Consider the following 13,472-nt stretch of genomic DNA (forward strand, 5'->3'; position numbering starts at 1 on the left):
CGTGAACAAGGGGCTGGCCCCTTTGGCGCCGCTTTGCTAAGCGCCCCGCTCCGGCGCGAATGCACCCATAGCTCAGCTGGATAGAGCGCTGCCCTCCGAAGGCAGAGGCCAGAGGTTCGAATCCTCTTGGGTGCGCCACCCGCCTTCCTCAGGCGTCGGCCGGCGGCGGGGTCTTGGGTTTGTAGGCGCACAGGTCCGCGACCACGCAGCGCCAGCATTCGGGGCGGCGGGCCTTGCAGACATAGCGGCCGTGCAGGATCAAGAGGTGGTGCGCGGTGACCCGCCAGGGCGCGGGCGTGACCTTGTCGAGCGCGGCCTCGACCTTCTCGACCGTCTTGCCGGGCGCGAGGCCGGTGCGGTTGGCGACGCGGAAGACATGGGTGTCGACGGCGAAGGTCTCCGCCCCGAAAGCCACGTTCATCACCACGTTGGCGGTCTTCCGGCCGACGCCGGGCAGTTTCTGCAGCGCATCGCGATCGGCCGGCACCTGGCTGCCATGATCGGCGATCAGCGCCTTCGACAGCGCGATCACATTCTTCGCCTTGGTGTTGAACAGGCCGATCGTCCGGATGTGCTGCTTCAACCCCTCCTCGCCGAGCGCGACCATCTGCTCGGGCGTCGTCACGGCCTTGAAGAGATCGCGGGTGGCGCGGTTGACGCCGGCGTCGGTCGCCTGGGCGGAGAGGACCACGGCGACGAGCAGGGTATAGGGATTGACCGATTCAAGCTCGGTCACCGGGTTCGGATTGCGCTCGGCGAGGCGGCGGTAGAATTCCGCGACGTCGGCCTTCTTCACCTCAGCGAATCCAGCGCCGCGCCGAGCCGCTCCAGCCCGCCGGCGACGATCCCGGTCGGCTGACCGAAGCCGAGCCGGAAATGATCGGCGAGCCCGAAGAAGCGCCCGGGCACGATCGCGGCGTCGTAGCGCGCGCGAAGCAGCCCATCGAGCGCGTCGACATTGCCGCGCACCAGCCGCGGGAAGCAGGTGACGCCGCCGACGACCGGCGGTGCCTCCAGATCGTCGCGACCGGCGAGAAAGTCGTTCACGAGCGCGCGGTTATGCGCGAGCAGGGCAGGCGTGTCGGCGGCGACCTCGCCAAGCCGGTCGAGCGCGATCGTCGAAAGCCGCTCGTCGGCATGGGCCTGCGAGACGCCGAACAGTTCGTTGAGCCGCCAGATCTTCTCGGCCAGCTCCGGCGCGGCGAGGATCCAGCCGCAGCGCAGGCCCGACAGGCCATAGACCTTGGTGAGGCTCGCCGTCGCGATGAATTGGGAGCCCAGATGGACGCAGCTGCGCTGCGGCGTCGCGGCGGCGTCGAGATAGACCTCGTCGACCAGCACATAAGCGCCCGCCTTCGCCGCGATTTCGCCGATCGCGCGAAGCTCCGCCTCGCTCGCGAGGACCCCTGTGGGATTGTGGAGATTGGTGAGGAGGATCAGCTTCGTTCGCGGCGTCATCGCGGCGGCGATCGCTTCCGGATCGATCCGGAAATCGGGCGCGCGCCGGGCGACGCTGCTTATGCCCGCGCCGAGGAAGCGGGCGGTGGCGATCATCGGCTCATAGGCCGGCGTCTCGGCGAGCACCTCGTCGCCCGGGCCGACCAAGGCAGCCATTGCGAGCATGTTCGCCATCGACGTGCCGTCGGCCATGACGACCTGCGCCGCATCGACACCGGCCTTGCGCGCGATCGCGGCACGCAGCGGCGGATCGCGGTGGCGGCTCGCGCCATCGAGCTCGAGATCGGCAATCTCGATGGCGAAGCGGTCGAGCCGGAAATGCGGCACCTCGCTGGAGGCGAGGTTGTAGGTCACGGGCGCTCTCGTTTTCGCCCAGTGCATATAGTCCGATTGCAGCACCCGTCCGCTCATGCGCCGGCCTTCTGCTTGCGCCGCCAGTAGAGGCAGGCGGGAATGCCGAGCGCCAGGATGCCGAAGCCGATCAGGCTGTTGACCGGATGGCTCGCGACGGTCGCCGCGACGATGATCCAGCAGGCGGCGACGAAGAGCAGGGTCGACCAGGGGTGGAGCGGGACGCGAAAGCCCTCGCTCTCCGGCTGGCGGCGGCGGAAGACGATCAGCGCCGCGCCGGTGAGGCCGAAGAAGATGAAATCGACCGACACCACATAGCTCAATATCTGCCCATAGGCGCCGGACAGCGCGATCACGATGGCGACCGCGCCCTGGAGGAGGATCGCGACGGTGGGCACGCGGGTGCGCGGGCTCACGGTCGCGACTCGCTCGAAGAAGAGCCGGTCCTCGGCCATCGCGAAATAGACGCGCGGGGCGGTCAGCATCGACTGGCTGAGGAAGCCCAGGGCCGAGATGGCGATGCCGAGCGCGATCAGCTGGGCGCCTCGCGGGCCGAGCGCGACGCGCATCACGTCCGAGGCCGGGGTCGCCGAGCTAGCCAGCCCCTCCGGCCCGAGCGCGTGGACGCAGACGAAGGCGACCGCGGCATAGAGCAGGATCACCCCGGAGACGCCGAGCAGCAGGCCGCGCGCAAGATCACGGCGCGGATCGCGCATCTCGCCCGCCACGAAGCTTGCCGTCTGCCAGCCGCCATAAGCGAACATCACCGGCGTCAGCGCGGCGAGCAGGCCGAGCGGCTCGGCCGGCGCGGCGCGCGGCATCGGCGCGGCAGGGGCGAAGAGGAAGCCGGCGCCGACCAGCATTGCGATCGCGGCGATCTTGAGCAGCATCAGGAAGCTTTGGACATTGCTCCCCGAACGGACACCCATGCAGTTGATCGCGGTGAGCGCCGCCAGCGCTGCGACCGCGAGGCCGGCTTCGGGAAGCGCCGTCCCGGTCAGTTCGGTCGCATAGCGCGCGAAGGTGATCGCGACCGCCGCCATCCCGCCGGACTGGATGACGAGCAGCAGGCCCCAGCCGTAGAGGAAGGCCGGCACCGGTCCCCAGGCGTCGCGGATATAGGCATATTGGCCGCCCACCTGCGGCCGCCGCGCGGCAAGCTCGGCATAGACGAGCGCGCCGATGATGGCGACCGCGCCGCCGATCAGCCAGGCGCCGACGATCAGCGACGGCGTCGCGACATGGCGGGCGACCTCGGCCGGGTTCACGAAAATGCCGGAGCCGATGATCCCGCCCATCACGATCATCGTCGCATCGAACAGGCCGAGCTTTCTCGCGAGCCCGGTGGCGGCATCGATCTTCGACGCGTCAGTCAAGCCCGAGCATGTCCTGCATGGTGTAAACACCGGCGGGCCTGCCCGCGAGCCAGAGCGCGGCCCTGACCGCGCCGGTCGCGAAAACGGCGCGGGTCTCGGCCCGGTGGCCAAGCTCGATCCGCTCGCCTTCGCCGGCGAAGATCACCTCATGGTCGCCGGCCACCGATCCGCCGCGAAGCGACGCGTAGTAGACGCCGCCTTCCTCGCGCTCGTGCGGCCCGTCCTGCATCCGATCGAAGCGGTTCAGCGCATCGTCGCTCGTCGCGCCGCGCCCCTGGTTGACCGCGGCGCCGAGCAGCAGGGCGGTGCCCGAGGGCGTATCGAGCTTGTGACGATGGTGCATCTCGACGATCTCGGCGTCCCAGTCCGGCCCCAGCCGCCGCGCCGCCTCGCGCACCAGATAGCGAAGCACGTTGATCCCGATCGATGTGTTCGCGGTCTGGAGCACGGCGATCCGCCGCGCGGCCTCGCGAATGCGCTGGTGATGCGCGGGGGTGAGGCCGGTCGTGCCGATCAGGATCGGTTTGCCGGCCGCCAGCGCAAGATCGAGATGGCCGGCGAGCGCATCCGGCGCGGTGAAATCGACGAGCACGTCGCTCGCCTCGGCCAGCGCCGCGGCCGTCGCCGGGCCGCCGTGCGCCCGGCCCTCGCGATCAAGGCCGCCGGCCACGGTCGCGCCCTGCGCCGACGCCGCCTCGCCGATCGCCCGGCCCATCCGTCCGGTCACCCCGAATATGCCGATCCGCGTCATGCCCCGCTTCATGGGGGAGGCTTGCGTACATCGCAAGCGGGTGCGTCTGGCGGACCGAAACGAAAGGGGTTAGAAGTTGCTCAAACGAGGACTCGAATGGCAAAAAATCCCTTCACTCGGCATCCGCGGGAAGTCGGCGAGAGCTATGGCGAGCATTTTATGGCCGCCGCCGGATTCGGGCTGCGGATGATCGGCGGCGGTCTGGCCTGCCTGGTCCATGCCGTCTTTCCGTTCCTGTGCGTCACGACGGGCAGCGACACGACGCGCAAGCTGAACCGCCGCCTCACCGGGCGGGCGGACAAGGTGAACTGGGAACGCCACCCGATCATCTGAGCGCGGCGGCTCAGAAGCTGAGGCTGAGCCCGATGGCGGCGACTCCGCGGCGGCGCTGGGGCGAATCGCCGGCCGTGTTGGTCGGGGGGCGATGCTGGCCACCCACCCGATAGCGGCCGATGCCAAGCTCCAGATTCGATCGCAGCGGATAGGCGGCGATCAGCCCGTTGCGCGGGCTCCTGCCGAGATCCCGGACCTGATCGCGCGGCAGGACGAAGCGCGGCGGTGGGCTGGGCGGTGCGATCCGCAGGAGGGGGAGAGGCCGGGGTGGCCGTTGTGCCGCGGCGCCCGTCGCGATCGCGAGCAGGCTCGCGGCAAAGAAGGAGAAGCTGGCGAACGATCCGGGCACGGCGATCCTTCCGTCAATCGCGCCAGAAGCGCCCGACGGAGCCGCGGGTTCCAGTCGTTGCGGCGTGGAAACGCCCGGTCGCGACGTCTCAAAGCCGAAGCTTGCGCCGGTCCTTGAGGATCGCCGCGGCGGCATTGTGCCCGGGCGCGCCGGTGACGCCGCCGCCGGGATGCGCGCCCGATCCGCACAGGTAAAGGCCGGGAAGCGGCATCCGGTAATCGGCATGGCCAAGCATCGGCCGGTTCGAGAAGAGCTGGTCCAATCCCATCTTGCCGTGGAAGATATCGCCGCCGACCAGGCCGAAGCGGCGTTCGAGGTCGAGGGGCGAGAGGGCGAGCCGGGCGATCACGCTCGCCGCGAAGCCGGGCGCGTAGCGATCGACGGTCGCGATGATCCGGTCCGCCGCCTCCTCGCGGCGAGCGTCCCAGCCGCCGGGCGCATCATAGGGGAAATGCTGGCAGAAGAGGCTCGCGACATGCTGCCCCGCCGGGGCCAGGCTGTCGTCGAGGGTCGAGGGGATCAGCATCTCGACGATCGGCTCGGCCGAAAAGCCCTCGGTGCGCGCGGAAAGATAGGCCCGATCCATATAGCCGAGGGACGGCGCGATGATGATGCCGGCGGTGAGCTGATCCCCGGGCTCGGGCAGAGACGTGAAGCGCGGCAGCTCGGACAGCGCCACGTTCATCCGGAAAGTCGCCGACTCGCTCTGCCAGTGGGCCATGCGGCGCTCGATTTCCGGCTCGACCGCGCCGGCGGGGAGGAGCTTCGTGAAGAGCAGCTTCGGGTTCACGCCGGCGGCGACCGCCTTGGCCCGGTACGTCCTGCCCCCGGCCACCGCGCCGGCCGCGCGGCCGCGCTCGATGATGATCTCGTCCACCGGCGTGTCGAGCAGGATCTCGACCCCTTCGGCCCGCGCCGCCTTGGCCATCGCCTGGGTGATCGCGCCCATGCCGCCGATCGCATGGCCCCAGGCGCCCGGCACCCCGTCCGCCTCGCCGAAGACGTGATGGAGCAGGACATAGGCCGTGCCCGGCGCATAGGGGCTCGCATAATGGCCGACGACCGCGTCGAAGCCGAACAGGGCCTGGACCAGATCATGGCTGAAATAGCGGCCCAATATGTCCGCCGCCGATTTGGTGAAGAAGTCGACGAGGTGCCGTTGCTCCTCCGCGACAAGCCCGCGCACGCCGTTGCCGAGCTTGAGCAGGGCAAGAAGGTCGCCGAGCCCGCCGCCGGCATTGGGCGGCGCACGAAGCAGCCACTGCTTCAGAATGCCGACCACCGAATCGAGCGCCGCCGAATAGGCATCGTAATTCTCGGCATCGGCGGGGGAGAGCCGCGCAATCTCCCGCTTCGTCAGCCCGCCGCGTCCGGCGAGAAGATATTCCGGGCCTTCGGTCGGCAGGAAATTGTCGATCTTCCTGAGCACCACCTTCAGCCCATGCTCGGCGAGCCGCATGTCGCGGATCACGGTCGGATTGAGCAGGCTTACCGTGTAGCTCGCCGTCGAGTTGCGGAAGCCCGGGTGAAACGCCTCCGTCACCGCCGCCCCGCCGACCACGGACCGCGCCTCCAGCACGGTGACCTTCAGTCCCCGCCGCGCGAGATAGAAGGCGCAGGCGAGGCCGTTATGCCCGGCGCCGATGATGAGGATGTCGCTGTCGTGATTTGATGCCATGCTCGGCCTATAGAGGAGACAAAAGGGGGCCGCGAGTCGTCGGGATATGGCAGCTTTCATTGACCGCCGCACGATGCTCGCGGGCGTGGCCGGCATGGGCTTCTTTTCGTTCTTGCCCACGTCTCGGGGAGCGATGATGGCACAAGATTTCAGTCACCTGGCGCCCGAGCAGCGCGCTCGCGCCGAGGCGATGCACATGCGGATGATGGCGGCGCTCTCCTACGAGCGAGTCACGGTGGCTGGCGCTGATGCCCTCGCCGAATGGGAGCGCTTGAGGTCTGCCGGGCGTGGCTGGCCGATCGTCGTTGGTGACGACGATGCGCTTGAGCGGATCGCCGACCAGTTCAGCATGGCTGATCCGCAGGTGTCCGGCTCTTCGATCCTCCCTGCGCCGCGCGTGCCCGCCGAGATCATTGCGGCGGCCGCGCGTCTGCGATTCCCGGCTGACCTTGCGCGTTGGCCTGGCGCCTATGGCGAGGGGGACCTGCGGTCGCCGGTCGGCGAGTGGCCTGAAGGCGGGATGGATGACGCCGCCGAGCAAGACGGCCTCACGGTTGCGCGCAACGTGCTGACTGACCAGGCCTTCGAGCGCGTCCACATCCTGCTGATTCCGACTCGGAACGGTTGGGAGGCTCCCGCCTATCTCCGCTGGGGCGACTGGAACGCCTGTCCTCCGCCGGAATATCATGTCGCGGCGCTGCGGTCCTGGCACGAGCGGTATGGCACGGTGGTCGTGGGCATAAACGGCGATACAATGAACCTGCGCGCCGCTCGCCGGCCCGCGGGCAGGGATGAGGCGCTTGCGCTTGCGCGGGAGCAATATCGCTATTGCCCGGACATTGTCGATCAGGGGAGCGGCACCATCTCCGCCCTCGCGGCGCAGCTGATGTCCAGCGATTGGTGGTATTTCTGGTGGGATTGAGCGGCGATGCGGCCCACCGCGCTGTGCAAGATGTCTTTATCTCATCAGCACCAGTTCCTCCGCCATCGTCGGGTGCAGCGCGATCGTCTCGTCGAACTGCGCCTTGGTAAGGCCGGCCTTCACCGCGATCGCGGCGGCCTGGAGGATTTCGGGGGCGTCGGGGCCGATCATGTGGAGGCCGATCACCTTCTGCGTCTCGCGATCGACGATGATCTTGTAGAGCGAGCGCTCGTTGCGGCCGGCCAGCACGTTCTTCATCGGCCGGAAATCGGACGTGTAGGTCTGATATTCGCCGCCGAGCTTGTCGCGCGCCTGGCTCTCGGTCATGCCGACCGCGGCGATCGGCGGGTGGCTGAATACAGCCGAGGGGATGTTGGCATAATCGACCCGTGAGGGCGTTCCGCCGAAGACGGTGTCGGCGAAGGCCTGCGCCTCGCGGATCGCGACCGGGGTGAGTTGGACTCGATCGGTGACGTCGCCCACCGCATAGATGCTCGGCACGCTCGACTGATTGTCCTCGTCGACCAGGATCGCGCCGTTCCGGCCGAGCTTCACGCCCGCGGCGCCGAGCCCGAGCCCGCCGGTGTTCGGCTGGCGCCCGACGGCCCACAGCAGCATGTCGGTCTCGATCGGCTCCTGGCCGCCCATATGGATGAGGAGGCTGCCGTCTTCCTGCTTCTCGACCCTTTCGATCGGCGCGTTGAAGCGGAAGTTGAGTCCCTTGGTGAGACCGATCTGGAGCAATCGGTCGCGGATCTGCTCGTCATAGCCGCGAAGGATCCGGTCGCCGCGATTGATCAGTGTCACGCGGCAGGAAAATTCGTGGAAGATGCCGGCGAATTCGTTGGCAATATAACCGCCGCCGGCGATCGCGATCCGGCGCGGGATCGCGGGCAGGTTGAACACCTCGTTCGAGGTGATGCCGTGCTCGGCGCCGGGAATGTCTGGGACCATCGGCGTCGAGCCGGTGGCGACAAGGATGGTCGCGGCGGTCACCTTCGTGCCGTCGGCGAGCGCGATCTCGTTCGGCCCGGTCAGCGTCGCGCGCTGGGTGAAGAGCTCGACATCGTGGCGGTCGAGAATGTCGCCGTAAATGCCTTCGAGCCGCTCGACCTCGGCCAGCACGTTGTCGCGCAGCGTCGGCCAGTCGAACCGGCAGTCGGGCACCTCCCAGCCGAAGCGCCGCGCGTCCTGCAGATCCTCGGCGAAATGCGCGCCGTAGACGAGCAGCTTCTTGGGCACGCAGCCGCGGATGACGCAGGTTCCGCCGACCCGATATTCTTCCGCCACCGCGACCCTCGCGCCATGCGCGGCCGCGACCCGCGATGCGCGCATCCCGCCCGATCCGGCGCCGATGACGAAAAGGTCGTAATCGTAGGTCTTGGTCACTCTCGGGGCTCCAGCCAAAGCGCATGCTGCGCGAAATCGGTGGTGATGATGAAATTCCCGAGCACCGCCGTGCCGAGATTCACGTCGGCGGCGGTTTCGGTGTCGTCGATCTCAGCCGGGACATTGTGGAAGGTCCGGCTGCCGACCGTCAGGTCGCGAAGCACGATCCGGTCGCGACGGATCGTGCCGCCGAGCCCGCCGCCGTCCGCTTGTCCGACGATCCGGTCGGGCGCGTCCAGGCCGTTGCGTCGGGCGAAGGCGCGGCCGATCAGGATGCCGCTGCCATTGCCGAGATCGAACACGGCCTGGGAGGTTTCATGGCCTTCGATCGTCGCGGCGATGACGGGATTGCCGCGATAGTCCGCGACCGCGAGGCGGGTGCCGCGCGCCGCTCCGCTCGTGCGGTCGATCGTGCCGCCGGCAATGTCGATCCGAAGCCGCTCCCGATCGAACAGCTCGCGCCCCAGCAGCATCCGCACCGGACGGCCCAGCAAGCGCTGAGAGACCTCGTCCAGATCGATCACGACGGCCCGCAGGTCCAGCTGCGTCCCGAGCACGGCGACGCTGACATGATCGGCGAAGCGGGCCTCCATCTCCTCTGCGCCGCTGCCATGGGCGGTGGCGCTGCCATCGAGCCGCAGGCCAAGCTGGCCGGTCGCGAAATCGTCGTCGAGCACCGTCATCTCCGCGGCGGAATCGAGCAATGCGACGGTCGGCTGCCCGTTGACGGTGACGGGCAGGAACAGGCGTTGGTTGAACTGTTCGAGCGGCGCGGCGGCGGCCGGAGCTGCGCCGACCAAGGCGGCAAGGAGCGCGGCGGTGATTCTCATCCCATGTCCTCCCCGAACGCCCGCGCGATCAGTGCCTCGGTCGAAGGATCGAAGGCGAGATCGTCGCCGCCGTCGAGCGCCTTGGCCATTTCCTTGCCCAGCTCCACCCCGAACTGATCGAAGGGATTGATCCCGAGCAGTGCCGCGTTGGCGAACACGCGATGCTCGTAAAAGGCGATCAGCGCGCCGAGCGTGCGCGGATCGAGCCGCTCGGCGAGGATCGTCGTCGACGGACGATCCCCCGGATAGGCGCGGTTGGGATCGTCCGCGGGCCGCCCCGCCATCAACGCGGCGCCCTGGGCGAAGCAGTTGACGAGAAGTTGGCGATGATGCGCGGGATCGAGCGTGTCGCCGGGCTCCGCCACCGCGACGAACTCGACCGGGACGAGATGGGTGCCCTGGTGGAGGAGCTGGAACACCGCGTGCTGCGCGTCGGTGCCGACGCCGCCCCAGGTGATCGCGGCCGTCGCGCGCGGGCTCGGCGAGCCATCGAGCCGGACGGACTTTCCGTTCGATTCCATCTCCAGCTGCTGGAGATAGTCGGGCAGGAGCCGCAGCCGCTCGTCATAGGCGAAGACGGCGCGCGTCCCGGCCTTGCGGATATTGGCATAATAGCGATCGACGAAGGCGGCGAGCACCGGCGCGTTGCGATCGAACGGGGCGAGGCGGAAATGCCGGTCCATTGCCGCCGCGCCTTCGAGCAGGCTTTCGAATGCGTCCCAGCCGAGCGCGAGCGCCGCTGGAAATCCGATCGACGACCAGAGCGAATAGCGGCCGCCGACGGTTTCGGAAAAGGGCAGGATGCGGGTTTCGTCGACGCCGAATTCGATCGCCTTTTCGGGCGATGCGGTGAGCGCGACGACGCGTCCATAAGGATCGTCGACTCCGTTTTCGGCCATCCAGGTGATCGCCGATCGCGCGTTCAGCATCGTCTCGCTGGTGGTGAAGGTCTTGGAGGCGATGGCGAGCAGGGTGGTGTGCGGATCGAAGTCCCTGACCGCTTCCTCGAGCGCTGCGCCGTCGACGTTCGACACGATGGCCGTGTCGTAGCGTCCGGCATCGCGCCCGAGCGCGTCGACGAGCAGCTTGGGGCCGAGCGCCGAGCCGCCGATGCCGACATGGAGGATGTGGCGCACCGGGCCGAACGCCTCGGCCTCGATCGCGTCGATCAGGGTGCGCATCCGCGCGTGGAAGGCGCCCGATCGGGCGACGCTTTCCGGCGCGCCCTCGCCGCGCTCGGCGCCATGTTCGGCCGCTCGGCCCTCGCTCGGGTTGACGATCCCGCCGGCGAACATCGCATCGCGCCGCGCGGCGAGGCCGGTGGATTCGGCGAGATCGAGGAAGGCGTCGATGGCGGCACGGCTGAGATGCGTCTTGGAAAAATCGAAATGCAGGCCGGCTTCGTCGAGGCTGAGGCGCGCCAGCCGGTCAGGCTCGCTGGCGAAGAGGTCGCGCAGACTCGTCGGCGCCATCTCCTCCAGCATCTTCCAGGCATCGGCCATCGCATTTCCTTCTCGTGGAGCGGCCTATCTAGAGACGCCGCCCGCACATTCCTAGCGCGTGCGAACTTGACCGCCCCCCGCGCCCAAGCGAAAGCGGAGCCGATGGACAGCGAAGCCGCAACCGATCCCGCCGCCGCGCCCTCGGCGGACGCGCCGGCGCCCGAAAAGAAGGAAAGCTGGTGGGAGACGCTGCGCTTCTTCCTTTTCCTGTTCGTCGGCGCGCTGATGCTCCGCAGCTTCGTCTTCGCGCCGTTCAACATCCCGTCCGGATCGATGCTGCCGAACCTGATGATCGGCGATCATCTGTTCGTCGCGAAATGGCCCTATGGCATCTCGCGCTACTCGCTGCCCTTCGGGATGGCGCGCTTTTCGGGCCGGCTGTTCGAGCGGTTGCCGGAGCGCGGGGACATCGTCGTGTTCCGTTATCCCGGCAATCGTGACGAGGATCTGGTGAAGCGGGTGATCGGCCTGCCGGGCGACACGATCGAGGTTCGGGGCGGCGTCGTGTTCCTGAACGGCCGCGCGCTCCCGCGTCGGCGAATCGCGGATTTCGAGATGCCGGAGACGCCGAACAGCCCGTGCCGCTTCGTCGGCGATGATCCCGCGGCCCGGCGCGTAGCGGGCCCGGACGGACCGGTCTGCCACTATCCGCGTTATGTCGAGAGCCTGCCCGGCGGGCGCAGCTATGAGGTGCTCGATCAAGGCTATGGCCCGACGGACAATTATCCGCCGGTCACCGTTCCCGAGGGGAATCTGTTCGTGATGGGTGACAATCGCGATGACAGCGCCGACAGCCGCGTGCCGGTCTTCGAAAACGGCGTCGGGATGCTGCCGGTGGAAAATGTGCTCGGCCCGGCCGAGATCGCCTACTGGTCGACCGACGGCTCTTCGTCCTGGATCAAGCCCTGGACCTGGTTCACCGCAGCCCGCTGGCGCCGGATCGGGCATCTTTACGAATGAGCGACCTTTCCGATTGGCTTGCGAAGACGCTCGGCCGCGCCCCCGGTGATCTGGCGCTCTACGAGCGGGCGCTCACCCATTCGAGCTTCGGCGAGGCCAATTACGAGCGGCTCGAATTTCTGGGCGATCGGGTGCTCGGCCTGATCGTCGCGCGCTGGCTGTTCGAAACCTATCCGGATGAGCCCGAAGGCAAGCTCTCGCATCGGCTCAACGCGCTGGTGACCGGCGAGGTCTGTGCCGAAATCGCGCGCGCGCTGGATGTGCAACCGCGCCTGAGGCTCGGCAAGCAGGCGCTCGACGATGGCGTGTTTCGCAGCGACAATGTCCTCGGCGATGTGATCGAGGCGCTGATCGGCGCGCTCTACCTCGACGCCGGCTTCGACGCCGCCAATGCCTTCGTCCGCAGCGCCTGGGGGGACCGGGTCGACCGGCTCGCCCAGCCGCCCAAGCATCCCAAGGCCGCGCTTCAGGAATGGACCGCCGCACAGCGCCGCCGTGCGCCCGAATATCGGGTGGTCGAAACCAGCGGACCGGATCATGCCCGCCGCTTCACGATCGAAGTCAGCGTGCGCGGGATCGGCGAGGCGCGGGGCGAGGGGCATTCGAAGCAGGAGGCCGAGACTGCCGCCGCAACGGCGCTGCTGGAGAAAATGCGATGAGCCAGAGCTGCGGCTTCGTCGCGGTCGTCGGCGCGCCCAATGCGGGCAAGTCGACGCTCGTCAACGCCCTGGTCGGGCAGAAGGTCGCGATCGTCAGCCCGAAGGCGCAGACGACCCGCGTGCGCCTGATGGGCATCGCGATCGCTGGCGAGGCGCAGATCCTGCTGATCGACACGCCGGGCATCTTCGCGCCGCGCCGCCGGCTCGATCGGGCGATGGTCGCCGCCGCCTGGGGCGGAACGCAGGATGCCGATCTCGTCGCGCTCGTCGTCGATGCGACGACCGGGCTCACGCGCGGCGTGGTCGAGCTGGTCGATCGCCTCCGCGAGCGGCCGGAGCCGAAGCTGCTCATCCTCAACAAGGTCGATCTGGTGAAGAAGCCGGACCTCCTCGCCCTCGTCGCCCAGTTCGACGGGCGAGCCTCGTTCGAGGAGATTTTCATGGTCTCGGCGGCGACTGGCGACGGCGTCGCCGATTTGAAGGCGACGCTCGCGGCGCGGATGCCCGAGGGGCCGTGGCATTTCCCCGAGGACCAGGTGTCGGACGCGACCGATCGGATGCTCGCCGCCGAGGTGACGCGTGAGCAGCTCTATCTCCAGCTCCATGCCGAACTGCCCTATGACAGCGCGATCGAGACCGAGCGGTTCGAGGAGCGCGCCGACGGCTCGGCTGCGATCCACCAGCAGATCCTCGTCGCCCGCGACAGCCAGAAGGCGATCGTGCTTGGCAAAGGCGGCGCCCGCATCCGCGCGATCGGCGAGGCGGCGCGCAAGGAGCTTTCGACCCTCCTCGGCCGCAAGGTCCACCTCTTCCTCCACGTCAAGGTCAACCCGAAATGGGAGGAAGATCGCGGCCTCTATCGCGAGATCGGTCTGGATTGGGTGGAGTGAGGCCCGCGCACCGCACGGGCCTCA

The 13,472-nt window shown here is 68.4% G+C and carries 14 protein-coding genes and 1 tRNA gene; 6 read left to right on the plus strand and 9 right to left on the minus strand.

Going from position 1 to position 13,472, the window contains the following annotated elements; genetic code table 11:
• The first annotated feature begins 61 nt into the window (after positions 1–61).
• A tRNA-Arg gene (locus FRZ32_RS10800) sits at positions 62–138 on the plus strand.
• 10 nt (positions 139–148) lie between these two features.
• Here the strand turns inward: FRZ32_RS10800 and nth are convergent.
• Genes nth through dapB form a run of 4 tightly spaced genes read right to left on the minus strand, consistent with a single transcriptional unit; the run spans position 149 to position 3,936 of the window.
• Positions 149–796, minus strand: coding sequence for an endonuclease III (gene nth, locus FRZ32_RS10805; RefSeq protein WP_147043510.1), 648 nt, complete (start codon positions 794–796; stop codon positions 149–151).
• Positions 793–1,869: a pyridoxal phosphate-dependent aminotransferase gene (locus FRZ32_RS10810; RefSeq protein ID WP_147043511.1), complete on the minus strand. Its 1,077-nt coding sequence runs from the start codon at positions 1,867–1,869 to the stop codon at positions 793–795. The genes nth and FRZ32_RS10810 overlap by 4 nt, the downstream gene beginning before the upstream one ends.
• Positions 1,866–3,185: an APC family permease gene (locus FRZ32_RS10815; protein ID WP_205008262.1), complete on the minus strand. Its 1,320-nt coding sequence runs from the start codon at positions 3,183–3,185 to the stop codon at positions 1,866–1,868. Before FRZ32_RS10815 ends, FRZ32_RS10810 begins: the two co-directional genes overlap by 4 nt.
• Complete coding sequence (dapB, locus tag FRZ32_RS10820; protein ID WP_147044434.1) at positions 3,178–3,936, minus strand: 4-hydroxy-tetrahydrodipicolinate reductase; 759 nt, start codon at positions 3,934–3,936, stop codon at positions 3,178–3,180. The genes FRZ32_RS10815 and dapB overlap by 8 nt, the downstream gene beginning before the upstream one ends.
• Positions 3,937–4,032: 96 nt before the next feature.
• On the opposite strand from dapB, the gene FRZ32_RS10825 reads away from it, so the two are divergent.
• Positions 4,033–4,269: a DUF6356 family protein gene (locus tag FRZ32_RS10825; RefSeq protein ID WP_147043512.1), complete on the plus strand. Its 237-nt coding sequence runs from the start codon at positions 4,033–4,035 to the stop codon at positions 4,267–4,269.
• 10 nt (positions 4,270–4,279) lie between these two features.
• Here FRZ32_RS10825 and FRZ32_RS10830 read toward each other — a convergent pair whose 3' ends face one another.
• Both FRZ32_RS10830 and FRZ32_RS10835 read right to left on the minus strand, forming a co-directional pair.
• Complete coding sequence (locus FRZ32_RS10830; protein ID WP_147043513.1) at positions 4,280–4,618, minus strand: hypothetical protein; 339 nt, start codon at positions 4,616–4,618, stop codon at positions 4,280–4,282.
• A gap of 88 nt (positions 4,619–4,706) precedes the next feature.
• Positions 4,707–6,296 (minus strand): phytoene desaturase family protein, encoded by a 1,590-nt coding sequence (locus FRZ32_RS10835; protein ID WP_147043514.1) that lies wholly within the window; start codon positions 6,294–6,296, stop codon positions 4,707–4,709.
• 46 nt (positions 6,297–6,342) lie between these two features.
• Between FRZ32_RS10835 and FRZ32_RS10840 the strand changes: the two genes are divergently transcribed.
• Positions 6,343–7,218, plus strand: coding sequence for a DUF4253 domain-containing protein (locus tag FRZ32_RS10840; RefSeq protein WP_147043515.1), 876 nt, complete (start codon positions 6,343–6,345; stop codon positions 7,216–7,218).
• A 36-nt stretch (positions 7,219–7,254) separates the two neighbouring features.
• Here FRZ32_RS10840 and gorA read toward each other — a convergent pair whose 3' ends face one another.
• The 3 genes from gorA to pgi are packed head-to-tail and all read right to left on the minus strand — an operon-like array spanning position 7,255 to position 10,939.
• The gene (gene gorA / locus FRZ32_RS10845; RefSeq protein ID WP_147043516.1) at positions 7,255–8,607 is read right to left on the minus strand and encodes a glutathione-disulfide reductase; all 1,353 of its coding nucleotides are present in this window, start codon (positions 8,605–8,607) and stop codon (positions 7,255–7,257) included.
• On the minus strand, positions 8,604–9,437 hold the full coding sequence (locus FRZ32_RS10850) for a pepsin/retropepsin-like aspartic protease family protein (RefSeq protein ID WP_147043517.1): 834 nt from the start codon (positions 9,435–9,437) through the stop codon (positions 8,604–8,606). The genes gorA and FRZ32_RS10850 overlap by 4 nt, the downstream gene beginning before the upstream one ends.
• A complete protein-coding gene (gene pgi / locus FRZ32_RS10855; protein ID WP_147043518.1) occupies positions 9,434–10,939 on the minus strand; it encodes a glucose-6-phosphate isomerase in 1,506 nt (501 codons plus the stop codon). Before pgi ends, FRZ32_RS10850 begins: the two co-directional genes overlap by 4 nt.
• A 102-nt stretch (positions 10,940–11,041) precedes the next feature.
• Here pgi and lepB point away from each other — a divergent pair, with 102 nt between their 5' ends.
• From lepB to era, 3 genes are read left to right on the plus strand one after another with little or no spacing between them, the layout of a single operon-like run.
• Positions 11,042–11,899, plus strand: coding sequence for a signal peptidase I (gene lepB / locus FRZ32_RS10860; RefSeq protein ID WP_147043519.1), 858 nt, complete (start codon positions 11,042–11,044; stop codon positions 11,897–11,899).
• Positions 11,896–12,558: a ribonuclease III gene (gene rnc, locus FRZ32_RS10865; protein ID WP_147043520.1), complete on the plus strand. Its 663-nt coding sequence runs from the start codon at positions 11,896–11,898 to the stop codon at positions 12,556–12,558. Before lepB ends, rnc begins: the two co-directional genes overlap by 4 nt.
• Positions 12,555–13,448: a GTPase Era gene (gene era, locus FRZ32_RS10870; RefSeq protein WP_147043521.1), complete on the plus strand. Its 894-nt coding sequence runs from the start codon at positions 12,555–12,557 to the stop codon at positions 13,446–13,448. The genes rnc and era overlap by 4 nt, the downstream gene beginning before the upstream one ends.
• The last annotated feature ends 24 nt before the right edge of the window (positions 13,449–13,472 follow it).

The organism is Sphingosinicella ginsenosidimutans (assembly GCF_007995055.1).
GTDB lineage: Bacteria > Pseudomonadota > Alphaproteobacteria > Sphingomonadales > Sphingomonadaceae > Allosphingosinicella > Allosphingosinicella ginsenosidimutans.